The sequence below is a fragment of the Vibrio sp. 10N.286.48.F5 genome, assembly GCF_041469785.1.
Classification (GTDB): Bacteria; Pseudomonadota; Gammaproteobacteria; order Enterobacterales; family Vibrionaceae; genus Vibrio; species Vibrio crassostreae_C.
Window position 1 is genome coordinate 73936 of record NZ_JBFRLG010000028.1, and the last position, 13981, is coordinate 87916.

Sequence of the window (13981 nt, forward strand, 5' to 3'; positions counted from 1 at the left end):
GCACAAAGAACAGAACACAGGCAAGGAAGCCACATTAGATTAAGTCGTCTAAACTTAAGGTTTGTATGTAGTCAAAGTAGAACAGTTTGGGCTCTAAAGACGTTCTCGAAATAAATGCAAATTAGTGCTTTACCTCAACTTAACTTGAGGTATTAGGATATGCAACGTTGCTTACGAGAATACTTTAAGGAGAGAAGAATGATCCAACTTGAACATGTGAATTTAGTGGTAAAAGATATCCCAGAAATGCTGGCTTTCTATAAAGCGGCGTTCCCTCATTGGTATGTCCGTGATGAGGGAAAAGGGGAGTGGTCAGGTAAGCCACGTAACTGGCTGCATTTTGGCGACGAGTACCAATACATAGCAATAAGTGATCACGGTGAAGGTGAAAATAGAGATTTGGCTAGGCATTCTGTTGGCCTCGCGCACTTCGCTTATGTGACCAATAATATCGAAAGTGTCACTCAGCGCCTTGTTGATGCGGGCTTCCCAATTGCCAAACCCGGCGCCGAAGAACCTTATCGAAAAAACGTCTATTTTGTGGATCCGGCAGGTTTTGAAATCGAGTTTGTTGAGTATTTGAGTGATGACCCCAAGTTACGAAATGCCACAAGTTAATCACGTAATACGCCGCTTTATTAAAGTTGGTTAGCGGCATGAAAACACGTTAGAGAACATTTATAGAAAAGGGCATTGTGGAATAATCCGCAATGCCCTTTTTAGGTCTATGCAATAGCTGATTATTTAGCTGATGTTTAGCTCAGTTGTTGGGTTGTTTATTTAGCCTTAAAAGGCACCAACAGTTGTTTGCCAAACACATTAATCAGCGCGCCAGTCACAATCAGGCCACCGCCTAGATAAGTCCAAACCGATGGAATTTCATTAAAGATCCACACGCCTAACAGTGCCGAGAAGACAATCTGGACGTATGAGTAAGCCGAAGCTTTACCCGCCGCTTGAGTCTGCATCGCTTTGGTCAAACCGTATTGGCCTATCTGAGTGAAAATACCGACTAACACGAGCATCACGGTTAAGAATAGACTTGGCCATACAAAGTCGTTCCAGATAAGAGCTGTTGAGATTGGTAGCGCAACCAATGGGAAGTAGAAGATGATGACTGAGCTATCTTCCGTTTGGCTAAGTTTTCTCACAATCACATAAGCAATTGAGCTACCAAATGCGCCACATAACGCCACCATAATGCTAAATAGCGGTAACTCGCTGCTCGCGCCACTGTTCATGCTTGGTTGAACCATCACCAATAATCCCGCTAGGCAGAATGCAATGCAGATCATGGTCGATTTTTGGACGCGTTCTTTCAGAAATAACACGCCAAGTAGGGCGGTAAATACAGGATGAACGTATTGTAGAATGGTCGCTTCGGCTAATGGCAAAGTGGTCACAGCGTAGTAAACACACATCAAGGCTGCTGTACCAACTGCGCCTCGAACAAACAACAAAGGTTTGTTATTTCCCCAGATCGAAATGCCTTTTCGCTTAACGTCGATATAACTGATGATCAAAGACACCAAAGCCCTTGCTGCAACAATTTCGAATACAGGTATGCCGTAGTTGCTGATGTATTTCACACACGCAGACATCAGTGCGAATCCAAAAGCAGAGAGGATCATGAACCTAACCCCAACAGGGATCATTGAAAAAGAGAAAGAAGGCATAAAAATATCAATCGGTTGAGGGAACAGGAATCATAACTTAGTTTAGAAGAGCCGACCAAAGTCTTTGTCCTGTTCTATTACACCAAACCATTGATATTGCTGTGCGAGTACTTTCAGCAACTCGATCTCTTTTGTTGTCTCTTCTCTAAGCCATTCAATAAGGTCGTTGATGATAGGCGTGTGACTACGCTGGTGCATGAAGTAAGTCCAAGCACTGTGTTGGATTTTTGCATTTCTAGGGCAGTACAAGAAGCCTCGTTGGAGATCTTGTTGAACTAACAACAGATCCGTGACCGTAACCCCTTCACCGGATAGACAGGCACTGAGCGCCATATCTAAAGACAAGAAGCTGGTATTTCTGACAGGTTTCTTTGGTGGGAATTCAACATCGGCCAGCCACACTTTCCAGTCGTGATGATCTAAGGTTGGATGCAGCCTTGGCAAGGTTAAGATTGAATCAAGGTCGGTGTCTTTGGTGGTTAAACTAGTAGAGCAAACCGGCGCCATGAACTCTTCACGCAAGAAGGTAATGTCAGGTGCCTTGTCATAGCGTTTTTTGAAACGCGTGTGGAAGATCAGTAGATCATACTCACTACTATTAATCGATTCGTCTTCCTCAATCACAGGAACAATGACTATCTCATGATCTTGATAACGCTCGTTTAATTCCCGAACTTTGGAGATCAATACTCGCGTCGCGAAACTCAGAGTCGCTTTGATCACGATACGCTTCTGCTTGGGCTCACTCCAAGAGGCGATAACAGCTTCGATATTACCGTAGCTTTCTCGCAAAGCGACATACAAATCATGACCTTGTACCGTTAATTCTATGGCTCGATGCTTACGAATAACCAGTGATGCGTTTAACTCATCTTCAAGCTGTTTGATCTGTCGGCTGATCGCACTTTGTGTCACATGCAGCTCTTCGGCAGCCAGAGTAAAGCTCATCAGCCTTGCGGCAGCTTCAAAGGCTTTTAAGCCATTATGTGATGATGGCAAGCTAGGATATGGGGTCATAATTCGTTCGCATGAGTTTATGGAATGTTAGAGTCGCAAATTTATCAATTGAACGCCAGCCTCATCGATCGTATTTTGGGCGAAATTAACTGAGGCGCTCATGAAAAAAATACTCACTCTTGCATTCCCTTTGATCATTTCACAGCTGATCTCTATGGCTTTAGTCCTTACTGATGTTTGGATGATGTCGCGTATCAGTGTGTCAGCCCTTGCGGCTGGTGGCTTAGGTGCCTCAATCTACTTTTTCATCTTCATTATTGCGAGCAGCACCGTGGGTTGTGTCGCGAATTTGATTGCGATCGCTTATGGTCAGCGAGTAGCTCGCCCTGAGTTTGGTAATACTCAAATTAGATTGGCGGTGAAAGGCGCAACCATGTTGGCATTCGTGCTCAGCGTGACCTTAATGGCCAGCTTCTGGTTTGCTCCGTTGGTATTAGAAGCAGCCAAACAGCCACCAGAAGTGATCACTTTAGCCATGGAATATGTCCATGCTTTGAAGTGGGTAATGTTGCCTTCGCTTATCTTGTTGGTACTTCGTGGCTTAACCAGTGCGTTTGGCAACGTGCGCTCCATTCTTGTGATGTCGATTATCACCGTAATTCTGAATGTGCCAGTGAGCTACTTTCTCACCTTCCAATTAGACATGGGCTTAACAGGTTTAGGGCTTGGTACGGCTATCGCGGCATTTATCGTGATGGTTGGATACACGGTTTGGGTATTTAAGCGTGACGAGTTTAAGCAGTTCGCCCCTTGGCTAAATACAGAAGAGTATTCAATCAAGTTGATGAGCCCATTGTTGTTGATGGGTCTACCTATCGGCTTGGCTGCTTTACTTGAGCATGGCTTGATTTACGGTGGCACCTTGATGGCGGGCACGATCAGTATTGCTTCGTTAGCCTTGCACCAAATCTTGCTGCAATGTTTAAGCTTTACTTGGAACTTCAATTTTGGTTTCTCACAAGCTGCGGCGATTTTGGTTGGCCGTGATTTTGGCGCGGGTAACTACGAAGGAATAAAAAGAACCTCGATTCAAAGCTTCATATTGGTGTCGGTGTTGAGTGTGGCGTTGTCGGCCGTGTTCATTATATGGCCTGAGATGATCGCTTCTATCTTCAAGTTAGACGATGGCACGGGTGCTATGACTTCACTACTGGCTTCTGTGATTTGGGTCGTTGCTTTGTGCTTTATTGTTGATGCTTGGCAACTACTGGCGATTAACCTGCTAAGAGGCATGAAGATTGTCTCTATGCCAACCGTGATGACTGCCATCGGTTACTGGGTATTTGGCTTGCCTGCGGCTTGGTATTTGATGCCTAAGTTCGAATTGGCAGGGATTTGGGGCGGAATCGGTGTTGGCTTAGGCGTGACAGGTATTCTGCTGCTTATCCAATTGATGCGTGTCATTCAAAAGAACAACCAATCTCCAGATTTGTCGAATCATGCTTATACGTGATTTGCTTGTGATGCTCGCCTTTACCATGGAACCTTGAACGATAAACGTTGTATTGCTGACCGAGAACTATCAATTACCAACAATGACCTATAAGCCCTAAATTGCGTACTTCGTAATTTAGACCTTGGTCTTACAGAAACCGAGCTAAAAGGTGACTAGAATGATTTGAGTTGCTCACCGTTTTATCAAGGAATACACAAATGGAAGTTGGATTGTTCTGGGCTGAAAAAGGAATGTTAGTGCTTGGCGCACTGTTTGTTTTGACGAGCATGATGCAGTACGGAAGGCGCAGTAGCGATTGGAAGGGCGTGATTACGATGTTTTATAAGCGTATCCCAATGAGTATCGCGGAATACAAATGGTATCGTTTGGGTATCGCTTTATTGGTGTTTGCTGTGGTTATACGTTTCGCATTACTGATTTTATGGCCTTCATACCAGTTCTAGTTCTTCACACTACGTCTCTTATCAAGGCTACATAAAGCCGATAAATGAATGAGCAAACCGAGCCTTAATAAACTCACTTATTAAGGCTGCCATTTCATAAATTAGCTCTATTGCTCTATCAAAAAGTGCTATTACTCTATAATGATGAACGGTTATTACCTTTGTAGCATATTGTTTTTCATGAAGAATAATGCCAGATAATAGCTCATCTGCTTGTTCCATCATTCTTACTAATAATCTACACATAAATTCATTCACCCCGTACCTGATACTATAATGTTCTGTTACACTCGTCCGAATTAGCTTTAATTTGTCGGTGGTGCATTTATGTCGTTCCCAGTTCTTATATGTGATGATTCTGCGTTAGCAAGGAAGCAGATGGCTCGATCACTGCCTAGTTCTCTAAATGCAGATATAACTTTTGCTGTTCATGGGCTTAATGCACTTGAAGAGTTAGCTCAAAACCAATTTAAATTGATGTTCCTCGACCTCACCATGCCGGAATTAGACGGCTATGGCACATTGGAAGAGATGCAACGTTTGGGTGATACCACGCCTGTTGTCGTTGTTTCTGGTGACATACAACCAAAAGCACAACAGAAGGTGATGGATCTCGGCGCTAAAGCGTTTTTGCAAAAGCCGATCGATAAAGAAGCGTTAAAAGCGATTTTACGTGAGCACGTCGAGCCACCAAAACAACCTCAACTGTATACGCCTACTGCTCTCGAACTTCCAATATTGCGCCGACGCGATATCTATATGGAAGTGGCGAACGTAGCGATAGGCCGTGCTGCTGATGCACTGGCTCGTCACTTTAATGTATTTGTCCACTTACCACTGCCGAACGTCAACATCTTCGAAGTGAGTGAATTGCACATGGCACTTCGCGATCTAGCGGATAACGACCAAGTGTCGGGTGTTTGCCAAGGTTTTAGCGGAGAAGGCATTGCAGGCGAAGCATTAGTCTTGTTGAGTGATTCCAGTGTGAGCGACCTTAAGAAGCTCATGAAGGTGCCAACCGAAAGCGAGCAGCTAGAAGAATTAGAGTTGCTGATGGATGTGTCTAACATCTTAGTCGGCTCATTCTTGAATGGTTTAGGGGAGCAGTCAGAAGTTCGTTTCTTCCAAAGCTCACCTGTGCTGCTTGGGCAACATATCTCGATTGATTCTGTCATTGAAAATACCAGCGGCTCGTTTAAGAAGACCATGACCTTTGAAGTCAGTTACAACATTGATGGCACTTCAATCCGTTGTGACCTTCTATTTATGTTCGTTGATGAGTCTCTGCCTCTTCTAGACAACAAATTGGCCTACCTAATGGAGGAGTTTTAATATGCTGAATCTTCCTGCTGAATTTGAACAGTTCCACTGGATGGTGGACATGGTTCAAAACGTCGATATGGGGCTGGTGGTCATTAATCGTGACTTTCAGGTACAAGTTTGGAATGGCTTTATGACACACCATAGCGGTAAGCAATCGCATGATGCGATCGGTAAGTCGATCTTTGAGTTATTCCCTGAAATTCCTGAAGAGTGGTTTAGACTGAAAACCAAGCCCGTCTACGATCTCGGTTGTCGTAGCTTCATTACATGGCAACAAAGGCCTTATCTGTTTAAGTGCCGCAATGTTCGCCCTGTAACTCAACAAGCCGATTTCATGTATCAGAACGTGACGCTGAACCCAATGCGCTCACCAACAGGACAAGTCAGCTCATTGTTCTTGTCTATTCAAGATGCGACTGCAGAAGCGTTAGTCTCTCAAAAGAACTAGATCGTTCTATTCCCCAAACAACGCATTCCTATACGTGCATTAGCATCAGTCTGATCAGCGAATAAAAATGGCTAAGGTTAATCACCTTAGCCATTTTTTTGCTTTCTATTCTTCAAATCTTATCTTTCTCTCCAGTTTTTCATGTCAACCAATCCTCTTTTACTAAGCGTTTTGCAGAGTCTTCCAGGTTAAATCAACGAAAGGGCGGCCACGAAATGTGCTTTTGGAACCGTAATGCCACGGGTTAATAGAGATTGGTTTTATAAAGTGCAAGTTGAGAAGGGGCATTTAATGGAGTGTGAAGGTTGAATTATCAAACCCAAGTGAATATTGGTCTCTAGATTGAGTCGTTATCACTCTACTTTTCTAAGTGACCGCAAAACAGAAACGTCACGAGATTAGCCAATTTGGTCAAAAACAGATAAAAATTGGAAAATAATCGAATTTATTTAAGAAAAAAGGCATTTTTTTGTTGGAGAAAAGTGTGGCTTTTATGTGATTTCGAGGCACTTTCTTCACATATTTGCATTATGAGGGTGATATTACGTGAAATATGAAGGAAAACGATTGCGCAATAAACCAACAGCGTTTGCGTGAATGGTTCGCTAAGTTATTAATTAATAAGAATTTAGTTGGGAAGTGTAACTGAGGAAGTTTTAGCGGATATGGAATCTTTGAGAGGATAGCATAAAAAAAAGTGAAATATCAGACTTGCTGTTACTAAATCACGACCTATAATGCTGAAAACCGGAGCGTCTGCCAACGCTCCGGTTTTTTTGTGTCCGAAGAAAAGTAAACTCGTCTGCCAACGGTTTTACTACGCATTTCGCGAGAGACACATAATTTTATGAATCAAGGAAAACACCATGCGTATCGAACAAGAACTTAAGTTAGGTTTCAAAGATGTACTCTTCCGTCCGAAGCGTTCTACCCTTAAAAGCCGTTCTCAAGTTGAATTAACCCGCGATTTTACATTCAAGCATAGCGGTCGTCAATGGTCTGGTACTCCAGTAATTGCAGCGAACATGGATTCGGTAGCAAGCTTTGAAATGGCAGCTGCTCTAGCAGAGCACGGTGTTATGACTGCAGTACACAAGCACTACACAGTAGAGCAGTGGGCTGAGTTCGCTAAAACAGCAGACAAGAAAACGCTGAACAACGTTTTTGTATCAACGGGTACTTCTGAAGCTGAGTTCGAGAAAGTTAAGAAGATCATGGCTCTTAGCGAAGAGTTTGTATTCATCTGTATCGATATCGCTAACGGCTACTCAGAGCACCTAGTTGAGTTCGTACAAAAAGTACGTGCTGAATTCCCGACTAAAGTTATCTCTGCGGGTAACGTTGTAACGGGTGACATGGTTGAAGAGCTAATTCTAGCTGGCGCAGACATCGTTAAGGTTGGTATCGGCCCTGGTTCTGTTTGTACTACACGTGTTAAAACAGGCGTAGGTTACCCTCAACTTTCTGCAATCATCGAGTGTGGCGACGCGGCACACGGCCTTGGCGGCATGATCATCGGTGACGGTGGCTGTTCATGTGCGGGTGACGTATCTAAAGCGTTCGGCGGCGGTGCTGACTTCGTAATGCTAGGCGGCATGCTAGCTGGTCACTCTGAGTCAGGCGGTGAAGTTGTAGAGCAAGACGGTAAGCAATACATGAAGTTCTACGGCATGTCTTCACAGTCGGCTATGGACAAGCACTCAGGTGGTGTTGCTAAGTACCGTGCTGCGGAAGGTAAAACTGTTTTACTTCCGTTCCGTGGTTCAGTTCACAACACAATTTCGGACATCCTTGGTGGTGTACGTTCAACTTGTACATACGTAGGCGCAGCAAAGCTTAAAGAGCTAACTAAGCGTACGACTTTCATCCGTGTACAAGAGCAAGAGAACAACGTATTCGGTAAAGAGTAATCTGAACGGATTCGAATAGTTTGAAAATCAAGAGCCGCTAAAGCGGCTCTTTTTTTACGTGAAATTGATAAAATCAATGTCATTAAACCTGCGCGCTAATAATCTGTCTAATTTTCAGAAGACGCTGGATTTAGAATGTGACTAACAGATTTAATGATCGCAGGAACTATGATGGTTATTAGTACTAACGTGAATAATGATGCCTCAAACCAGTGCCAACCTAATATACTTGTAGTATAAAAGTAAGCGCCTAAAGAGAGTGGTAGCGTCAAATTAAACACGATTAAGACGATTAACGCAACTCCTGCCCATACCATACCAAACTGATTCTCAAGTCCTGAAAAACCTATAGATAGATAGCACGTACCAGATATTGTAACAAGTAAAGCACTAAGGCAGCCTGATCTCATTTTGTTGCCTAGAATATCAACGAAAAAAGCAAAACTATCAGAACGCCAATTATTTGAATTAGCATTCAAAAATTAATATTACTTTCAAATGCTATTAGTCTTTGTAAAACTCATTTATCGTCTCTTTAGTTGATTGTCACATGATTGTTTTTTCATTTGGTATCTTGAAAATAAGTTTATGCTTTGTCGTCGAAGTTTAATTCATGCCTAACATATGCTTTACAAATTCGCTGCGATCCAGAGTAACTGATTCAGGACTTTTCCCCGGCACGACCGACAGAGACACCATCGGATGTCGGTAAGGGTTCTTACAATAGCTATATCAATAGTATTGATATTTTAACTAGTGTGGTATCAGTTAATAGAAACAATACTATTGATTTTTAGATAGCTCGCCCAGTAATGAGCTTTCGCTCCACATCGTTTACTTCATGCTGAATTATTCGTTGATTGGGAAATTCGAAGGAAACAGTGCTCGTTTCGCTTCTTCATCACGTTCGGTTTTAAACTCAATGCCTTTGCCGATTTCGCGAGCACGCAGTGCAGCAGGGCGAGTGTTGATTGCGTTAAACCAGCGCTTCAAGTTCGGGTAAGGTTCTAAGCCTTCTTCACCAAGCACGACAGGTGCTTTATCAATCCAGCCCCATGCAGCGACATCGACAATCGTGTACTCATTTCCGACGATAAACTCACGACCTTCCATATGCTTCTCTAACACTTCGTAGTGACGTTGTGCTTCACGTAGGTATCGGTTCACAGCGTAGTCTAAGCCTGCTGGTGCAGCATGGCGGAAGTGTACCGATTGGCCTGAATATGGACCAAGGCCACTCGCGATAAACATCATCCAAGAGAGTAGTTCAGCTCTGTCTTCTGGCTGACCGCCAAGCTTGCCTGTTTTCTCTGAGAGATACAGAAGGATAGCGTTAGAGTCGAATACACGTTGTCCTTCATCTTCAATCGCAGGCGTTTTGCCATTTGGATTGATTAAACGATATTCCGGTGAATGCTGCTCACCCTTTAAGGTATCGACAGGAACAAGTTCAAAATCTAGGCCTGTCTCTTCCAAAAACAGAGCGATCTTCATTGGGTTTGGTGTTTGGTGAAAATAGAACTTAAGCATGGGGTAACTCCTTGTATTGGTCATTTATTAAAGCACCACTTGAACGATCGTTCAATGGTTGATTTTGAATTATTTGAAGATCTTCTGACTCGCATTCCAACTCTATGTGTTGAAGACCTCGTTATTTGAGCGAGGGGTAAAATCGCGCGATTCAGTGTGTTGGATTTTAAGTTGTTGAAAAAATGAGCTTAAAGTGGTTTTTTTGATTCGTTGCTTTATGCGGAGTTCGGATTTGTGATGGGTGGTTTTTGGCGGGATAGGGCGTATGAAATCCGCAGTCAGATATTCCAACAAAAACGTTGAGCACTGGTTCAAACCAGAATTATCTGGATGCACAGGCTTATTGGTAAGTTCAAAATCGTGATCTGCTGCCACACCTTATGCAACAAATGAATATAAACGTTAGAGATTAAGGTGTGCTTCACGGTTTTTTAATCTTAGGGACTTACATTGGTGAGCAAATCTGATGTGAACACTTAACGACACAGGATCTTTTCATGAAAAAGAACATTATCGCCCTCGCTCTTGGTGGCATGCTGGCTTTTGGCGCAACACCTTATTCTTTTGCTGCTAACGACGGCGCAGTACAGGCTTCTGCGGATTACGCGCAGTTGGTGACTAAGCGACAAGTTGTCGACCAATTACTTCTTGATGCGTTGCAGGCGTTTAAGTCTCCGGCAAGAATTTCTCACGCGGGCTTTACGGCTAAAATGCCAAGCAACATGGAAATTGTGACTAACCGATTGTTAGAAGCTTACCAACTAGAACCTTACCGTACTGACTTGCTTATCTCGGCAGCGAACGCTCAGATCTACAACAAGAATGCAGAGCGCGCTATTGAGCTGTTTGAACAAGCGCTGACGGTTGCACCAGACGATGTTGATCTTCACGCTTATCTTGCGGTTTGGCAGCGATTTGAAGGCAATGAAAGTGAATCTAATAAGCACATGGAGAAACTGAAAAGCCTGAACAAAGGTAAAGCAGAAGACATCAAACGCATTTTTGCTACGGTCGACCGCGTGTTAGAAACACCGTTGAAAGAGTCTGCGGATAAAGGCTTGCTTGATGATCATGGCGCAATTGTTACATTGGGCTACGCGCTTAACCCAGACGGCTCAATGCATCAGATCTTGATTGAGCGTCTTGAGACGACATTGGCGATGGCTAAAGCGAATCCGGATGCGATGATCGTGTTAACGGGTGGCGTGCCGAAGAACCACAAGACTGAAGGCAAGTTGATGGCGGACTGGCTTATCGATAAAGGGGTAAGCAAAGATCGCATCATTGAAGAAAACTATGCGACTAGCACGGTTGGCAATGCCTTGTTCAGTAGCTACGCACTTGCTCGCCATGATATTAAGCACGCGACCATTATTAGCTCGGCAAGCCATGTTCGTCGTGGTCAAACTCTGTTTGAAATCGCTAGCTGGCAAACCGGCCCTCAGGGCATTACTTTTGATACGGTTTCTTACCCAGACAAGCCACTCGCAGATCTTAAGAAGGCGAGTGATGGTGAGCTACTAGGTATCTACCGAGATGCGCTTAGAACCTATGGTATGTGGAGCTACCGCTCTTACCCACTAGAGTCTCGCTAGGCTTAGGGTTACTTCACAGTAGGCAAAGTATAAGTTGCTAGTACAATCGAGCACAGCTAGATGGTATGCTGTGCTCCTACTTAATTTAGTGTTTCAAAGGCAAAAAAATGAACCCGATTTTAGCAATGTTGAAAGAGAACAATATTAGCGACGAGCAGATCAGCGAGCTATTCAAGACGTTGACCGAGAACCCTCTTGCAGCAATGGCGACGATCAGCCAACTTGGCTTACCACAAGATAAACTTCAAATGCTGATGGGCCAGGTAATGCAAAACCCTGCGCTAATCAAAGAAGCAGTTGAAGAGCTTGGCCTAGATTTTTCTAAGGTTGAAGCCGCTAAAGAGCAACTTCAAAAATAACCGAGTGTGATATAGCGATTGAGCTCATGAGCGATAGCTGGTTTGGCTAACTGTTCTTGGCAGCGCTAATTAGACTCTAGTAAAAAGCCGTTTGAGCATTGTGATTGATGCTTGAGCGGCTTTTTTGATCGCCATTAGAATGGGTTAGGGTACTAACAAATGCCAACTCGATGTGACTCACTTGTTCAAATCATGTACTTTCGTGTTTTAACTCGTTCTGAACCGATCTACTCCGGCGTTGATTATGAAATCTAGCTTAAGCATTCGATCTTACACCAAGCAATTTAATACTCATGCCCATGATGGCTACCATCAACTCGTGCTGCCTATTCAAGGGAGTATTAGTATTGAAATGGTGGGATATGTCGGCAAGGTGGCCGTGGGCGAATGCGTGGTGATTCCGGTAACCACAGCGCATGCGTTTAAGGCGGATGAAGCAGCGCGGTTTATTGTCGCAGATATGGCAGAGTTACCGCAGCACTTGTTAGAGCATGAGCTCTCGGTGTTTACTATCACGCCACCCTTAATGAGCTTCTTGCTGTTTGTTGAAAAGCAGTTGGAATACCAAGTGGACAGTGGCATTGAATCATCCATCTTGGATGTGTTTTCACTGTTATTAGAGCAACAAAAAGTCAGCAAGAGCATCGACCCTCGTATTCGAGCGGTCCAAAGGCTCATTGCGGATAATTACGCCCAGCCTCTCTCTATTTCTCAGCTTGCAGAAACGGCTTGCTTGAGCCCCACTCAATTTAAGAAGCGCTTTAAAGAGTGCATTGGAATCAGTGCGCTTAAGTACATCACTCGCTATCGTATGGAGAAAGCTCAAGCCTTGCTTAGCCATACCGATTTACCCGTTCAATTGGTCGCAGAAAATGTGGGTTATAGTGACTTGTCTGCATTCAGTCGACGCTTCTCTCAGCACTTTGGCATGTCTCCAAGGGCGTTTTTGGGCTCGATGAAAGAGAGTCTTCCAAAACAAGAATAGCGTCCTTTTGGCAAACTCAACTTAGTATATGTTCACTATTATCTATTTCAGAAATGAAAATAGACTAGGTAATAGAAATGAATCTTGCCATCAATCGCGTTAACGAATTCCAAACGGGCACTTTAGCCATCGTGTTTGCTTCTGTTTTATGGGGCACGACAGGCACCGCCGCAAGCTTTGCGCCTGATCTCAGCCCATTAGCGATTGGTGCTTTTTCAATGGGCGTCGGCGGCTTAATGCAAGCAGTCTTGGCGTATCGAAAGATCTTATCTTCACTTGATAAGCTTTTGCTCAACAAAAAGTTGTTAGCGGCGAGTGCGCTGGCTTTGGCGATCTATCCTCTGGCTTTTTACTCTTCGATGAAGTTATCGGGTGTCGCAATGGGCACAGTGGTGTCGATAGCTACTGCTCCTTTCTTTTCTGCACTTTTAGAGTGTCTTATTAGCAAAAAGAATAATATCAACAAACGTTGGTTAACGAGCTTTGCCATTGGCGTGGTTGGTATTGGGCTACTGGTATTTTCAGAATCATCATCAGCGAATGATTCTGGTGACGATCTGAAGCTTTTGGGCATTGGATTAGGGTTGATTGCTGGGTTGTGTTACGCCATTTATTCATGGGCGACAAAAGCTCTGATAGACGAAGGCATTAAGTCGCAAGCAGCGATGGGCAGCATATTTGGGCTAGGAGCGATGTTGCTACTGCCAACGCTTTGGTTTACGGGGGATAACTTGTTCGCATCGAATACCAATATATTGGTGGTGAGTTACTTGGTGTTACTTCCTCAATGTTTAGGCTATATCGCTTTCAGTTTTGGGCTACGCCATGTCACAGCGAGTAGCGCCAACTTGATTACCTTACTTGAGCCAGTTGTTGCCGCCGTGTTGGCCGTGTGTATTGTGGGTGAGCTTATTCCATTGGTTGGATGGCTAGGTATGTTCTTGATAGTGATGTGTTTATTCATCCAATCTCAGCCAACTAAAAAGCCATTATAAGTATTTGTTAAAACGGGATTAATTGAATTAAATTCATGCGTGATTCTTATAATTGAATAAAATGAGTATCTCAGTTGCGAGAGTGCTGTTACTATCGTTATCAATAGTCGGGGGGCATATACCTTAGTTGGTGTTTGCTGAGATCGTTATTCGAGACCCGTTGAACCTGATTCAGTTAACACTGGCGTAGGGAACTATGATTACTTTGCCTACGTGGTTCAACAATGATCTCTCATTGCTTTCA

At 43.7% G+C, this 13981-nt stretch carries 14 protein-coding genes and 1 riboswitch; of the genes, 10 read left to right on the plus strand and 4 right to left on the minus strand.

The genetic code is table 11. The features are described 5' to 3' along the window. Window positions 1-198: 198 nt before the first annotated feature. Complete coding sequence (locus tag AB4185_RS15385) at window positions 199-618, plus strand: VOC family protein (RefSeq protein ID WP_372135624.1); 420 nt, start codon at window positions 199-201, stop codon at window positions 616-618. A 158-nt stretch (window positions 619-776) separates the two neighbouring features. Here the strand turns inward: AB4185_RS15385 and AB4185_RS15390 are convergent, their stop codons facing one another. Both AB4185_RS15390 and AB4185_RS15395 read right to left on the minus strand, forming a co-directional pair. Continuing rightward, window positions 777-1676: a DMT family transporter gene (locus AB4185_RS15390; protein WP_081090052.1), complete on the minus strand. Its 900-nt coding sequence runs from the start codon at window positions 1674-1676 to the stop codon at window positions 777-779. Window positions 1677-1718: 42 nt separating this feature from the next. Further along, window positions 1719-2693, minus strand: a complete 975-nt coding sequence (locus tag AB4185_RS15395) for a LysR family transcriptional regulator (RefSeq protein ID WP_017068435.1) — start codon at window positions 2691-2693, stop codon at window positions 1719-1721. Between the two features lie 100 nt (window positions 2694-2793). On the opposite strand from AB4185_RS15395, the gene AB4185_RS15400 reads away from it, so the two are divergent. Further along, the gene (locus AB4185_RS15400) at window positions 2794-4146 is read left to right on the plus strand and encodes an MATE family efflux transporter (RefSeq protein WP_017062432.1); all 1353 of its coding nucleotides are present in this window, start codon (window positions 2794-2796) and stop codon (window positions 4144-4146) included. Window positions 4147-4346: 200 nt separating this feature from the next. Then, window positions 4347-4592: a hypothetical protein gene (locus AB4185_RS15405; RefSeq protein ID WP_004731665.1), complete on the plus strand. Its 246-nt coding sequence runs from the start codon at window positions 4347-4349 to the stop codon at window positions 4590-4592. Between the two features lie 27 nt (window positions 4593-4619). Here the strand turns inward: AB4185_RS15405 and AB4185_RS15410 are convergent, their stop codons facing one another. Continuing rightward, complete coding sequence (locus AB4185_RS15410; RefSeq protein ID WP_320443099.1) at window positions 4620-4817, minus strand: hypothetical protein; 198 nt, start codon at window positions 4815-4817, stop codon at window positions 4620-4622. A 102-nt stretch (window positions 4818-4919) separates the two neighbouring features. Between AB4185_RS15410 and AB4185_RS15415 the strand changes: the two genes are divergently transcribed. The 3 genes from AB4185_RS15415 (at window position 4920) to AB4185_RS15425 (ending at window position 8273) form a co-directional block, all read left to right on the plus strand. After that, complete coding sequence (locus tag AB4185_RS15415) at window positions 4920-5924, plus strand: response regulator (RefSeq protein ID WP_017074861.1); 1005 nt, start codon at window positions 4920-4922, stop codon at window positions 5922-5924. Window position 5925: 1 nt separating this feature from the next. Beyond that, complete coding sequence (locus AB4185_RS15420; RefSeq protein WP_004731659.1) at window positions 5926-6363, plus strand: PAS domain-containing protein; 438 nt, start codon at window positions 5926-5928, stop codon at window positions 6361-6363. Between the two features lie 866 nt (window positions 6364-7229). Then, the gene (locus AB4185_RS15425) at window positions 7230-8273 is read left to right on the plus strand and encodes a GMP reductase (RefSeq protein WP_102280676.1); all 1044 of its coding nucleotides are present in this window, start codon (window positions 7230-7232) and stop codon (window positions 8271-8273) included. Window positions 8274-9122: 849 nt separating this feature from the next. Here AB4185_RS15425 and AB4185_RS15430 read toward each other — a convergent pair. After that, window positions 9123-9803 (minus strand): glutathione S-transferase family protein, encoded by a 681-nt coding sequence (locus AB4185_RS15430; protein ID WP_017061920.1) that lies wholly within the window; start codon window positions 9801-9803, stop codon window positions 9123-9125. A 497-nt stretch (window positions 9804-10300) separates the two neighbouring features. Between AB4185_RS15430 and AB4185_RS15435 the strand changes: the two genes are divergently transcribed. From AB4185_RS15435 to AB4185_RS15450, 4 genes are all read left to right on the plus strand, one after another. Then, window positions 10301-11398 (plus strand): ElyC/SanA/YdcF family protein, encoded by a 1098-nt coding sequence (locus AB4185_RS15435; protein WP_372104417.1) that lies wholly within the window; start codon window positions 10301-10303, stop codon window positions 11396-11398. A 107-nt stretch (window positions 11399-11505) separates the two neighbouring features. Further along, window positions 11506-11757 carry a DUF2999 family protein gene (locus AB4185_RS15440; RefSeq protein WP_004731647.1) on the plus strand — a complete coding sequence of 84 codons (252 nt, stop codon included), beginning with the start codon at window positions 11506-11508 and terminating at the stop codon, window positions 11755-11757. Window positions 11758-12001: 244 nt separating this feature from the next. After that, a complete protein-coding gene (locus tag AB4185_RS15445) occupies window positions 12002-12742 on the plus strand; it encodes an AraC family transcriptional regulator (protein ID WP_017061918.1) in 741 nt (246 codons plus the stop codon). A gap of 77 nt (window positions 12743-12819) precedes the next feature. Further along, on the plus strand, window positions 12820-13737 hold the full coding sequence (locus AB4185_RS15450) for a DMT family transporter (RefSeq protein WP_017061917.1): 918 nt from the start codon (window positions 12820-12822) through the stop codon (window positions 13735-13737). Between the two features lie 98 nt (window positions 13738-13835). Next, window positions 13836-13947: riboswitch (TPP riboswitch) on the plus strand. The last annotated feature ends 34 nt before the right edge of the window (window positions 13948-13981 follow it).

What these genes read in the sequence shown, in the direction of transcription:
- AB4185_RS15420 (WP_004731659.1), top strand. Translation starts at nt 5,926, where the DNA reads ATGCTGAATCTTCCTGCTGAATTTGAACAGTTCCACTGGATGGTGGAC.
- AB4185_RS15430 (WP_017061920.1), bottom strand. Translation starts at nt 9,803, where the DNA reads ATGCTTAAGTTCTATTTTCACCAAACACCAAACCCAATGAAGATCGCT.
- AB4185_RS15450 (WP_017061917.1), top strand. Translation starts at nt 12,820, where the DNA reads ATGAATCTTGCCATCAATCGCGTTAACGAATTCCAAACGGGCACTTTA.
- AB4185_RS15390 (WP_081090052.1), bottom strand. Translation starts at nt 1,676, where the DNA reads ATGCCTTCTTTCTCTTTTTCAATGATCCCTGTTGGGGTTAGGTTCATG.
- AB4185_RS15405 (WP_004731665.1), top strand. Translation starts at nt 4,347, where the DNA reads ATGGAAGTTGGATTGTTCTGGGCTGAAAAAGGAATGTTAGTGCTTGGC.
- AB4185_RS15410 (WP_320443099.1), bottom strand. Translation starts at nt 4,817, where the DNA reads ATGATGGAACAAGCAGATGAGCTATTATCTGGCATTATTCTTCATGAA.
- AB4185_RS15435 (WP_372104417.1), top strand. Translation starts at nt 10,301, where the DNA reads ATGAAAAAGAACATTATCGCCCTCGCTCTTGGTGGCATGCTGGCTTTT.
- AB4185_RS15415 (WP_017074861.1), top strand. Translation starts at nt 4,920, where the DNA reads ATGTCGTTCCCAGTTCTTATATGTGATGATTCTGCGTTAGCAAGGAAG.
- AB4185_RS15425 (WP_102280676.1), top strand. Translation starts at nt 7,230, where the DNA reads ATGCGTATCGAACAAGAACTTAAGTTAGGTTTCAAAGATGTACTCTTC.
- AB4185_RS15445 (WP_017061918.1), top strand. Translation starts at nt 12,002, where the DNA reads ATGAAATCTAGCTTAAGCATTCGATCTTACACCAAGCAATTTAATACT.
- AB4185_RS15400 (WP_017062432.1), top strand. Translation starts at nt 2,794, where the DNA reads ATGAAAAAAATACTCACTCTTGCATTCCCTTTGATCATTTCACAGCTG.
- AB4185_RS15440 (WP_004731647.1), top strand. Translation starts at nt 11,506, where the DNA reads ATGAACCCGATTTTAGCAATGTTGAAAGAGAACAATATTAGCGACGAG.
- AB4185_RS15395 (WP_017068435.1), bottom strand. Translation starts at nt 2,693, where the DNA reads ATGACCCCATATCCTAGCTTGCCATCATCACATAATGGCTTAAAAGCC.
- AB4185_RS15385 (WP_372135624.1), top strand. Translation starts at nt 199, where the DNA reads ATGATCCAACTTGAACATGTGAATTTAGTGGTAAAAGATATCCCAGAA.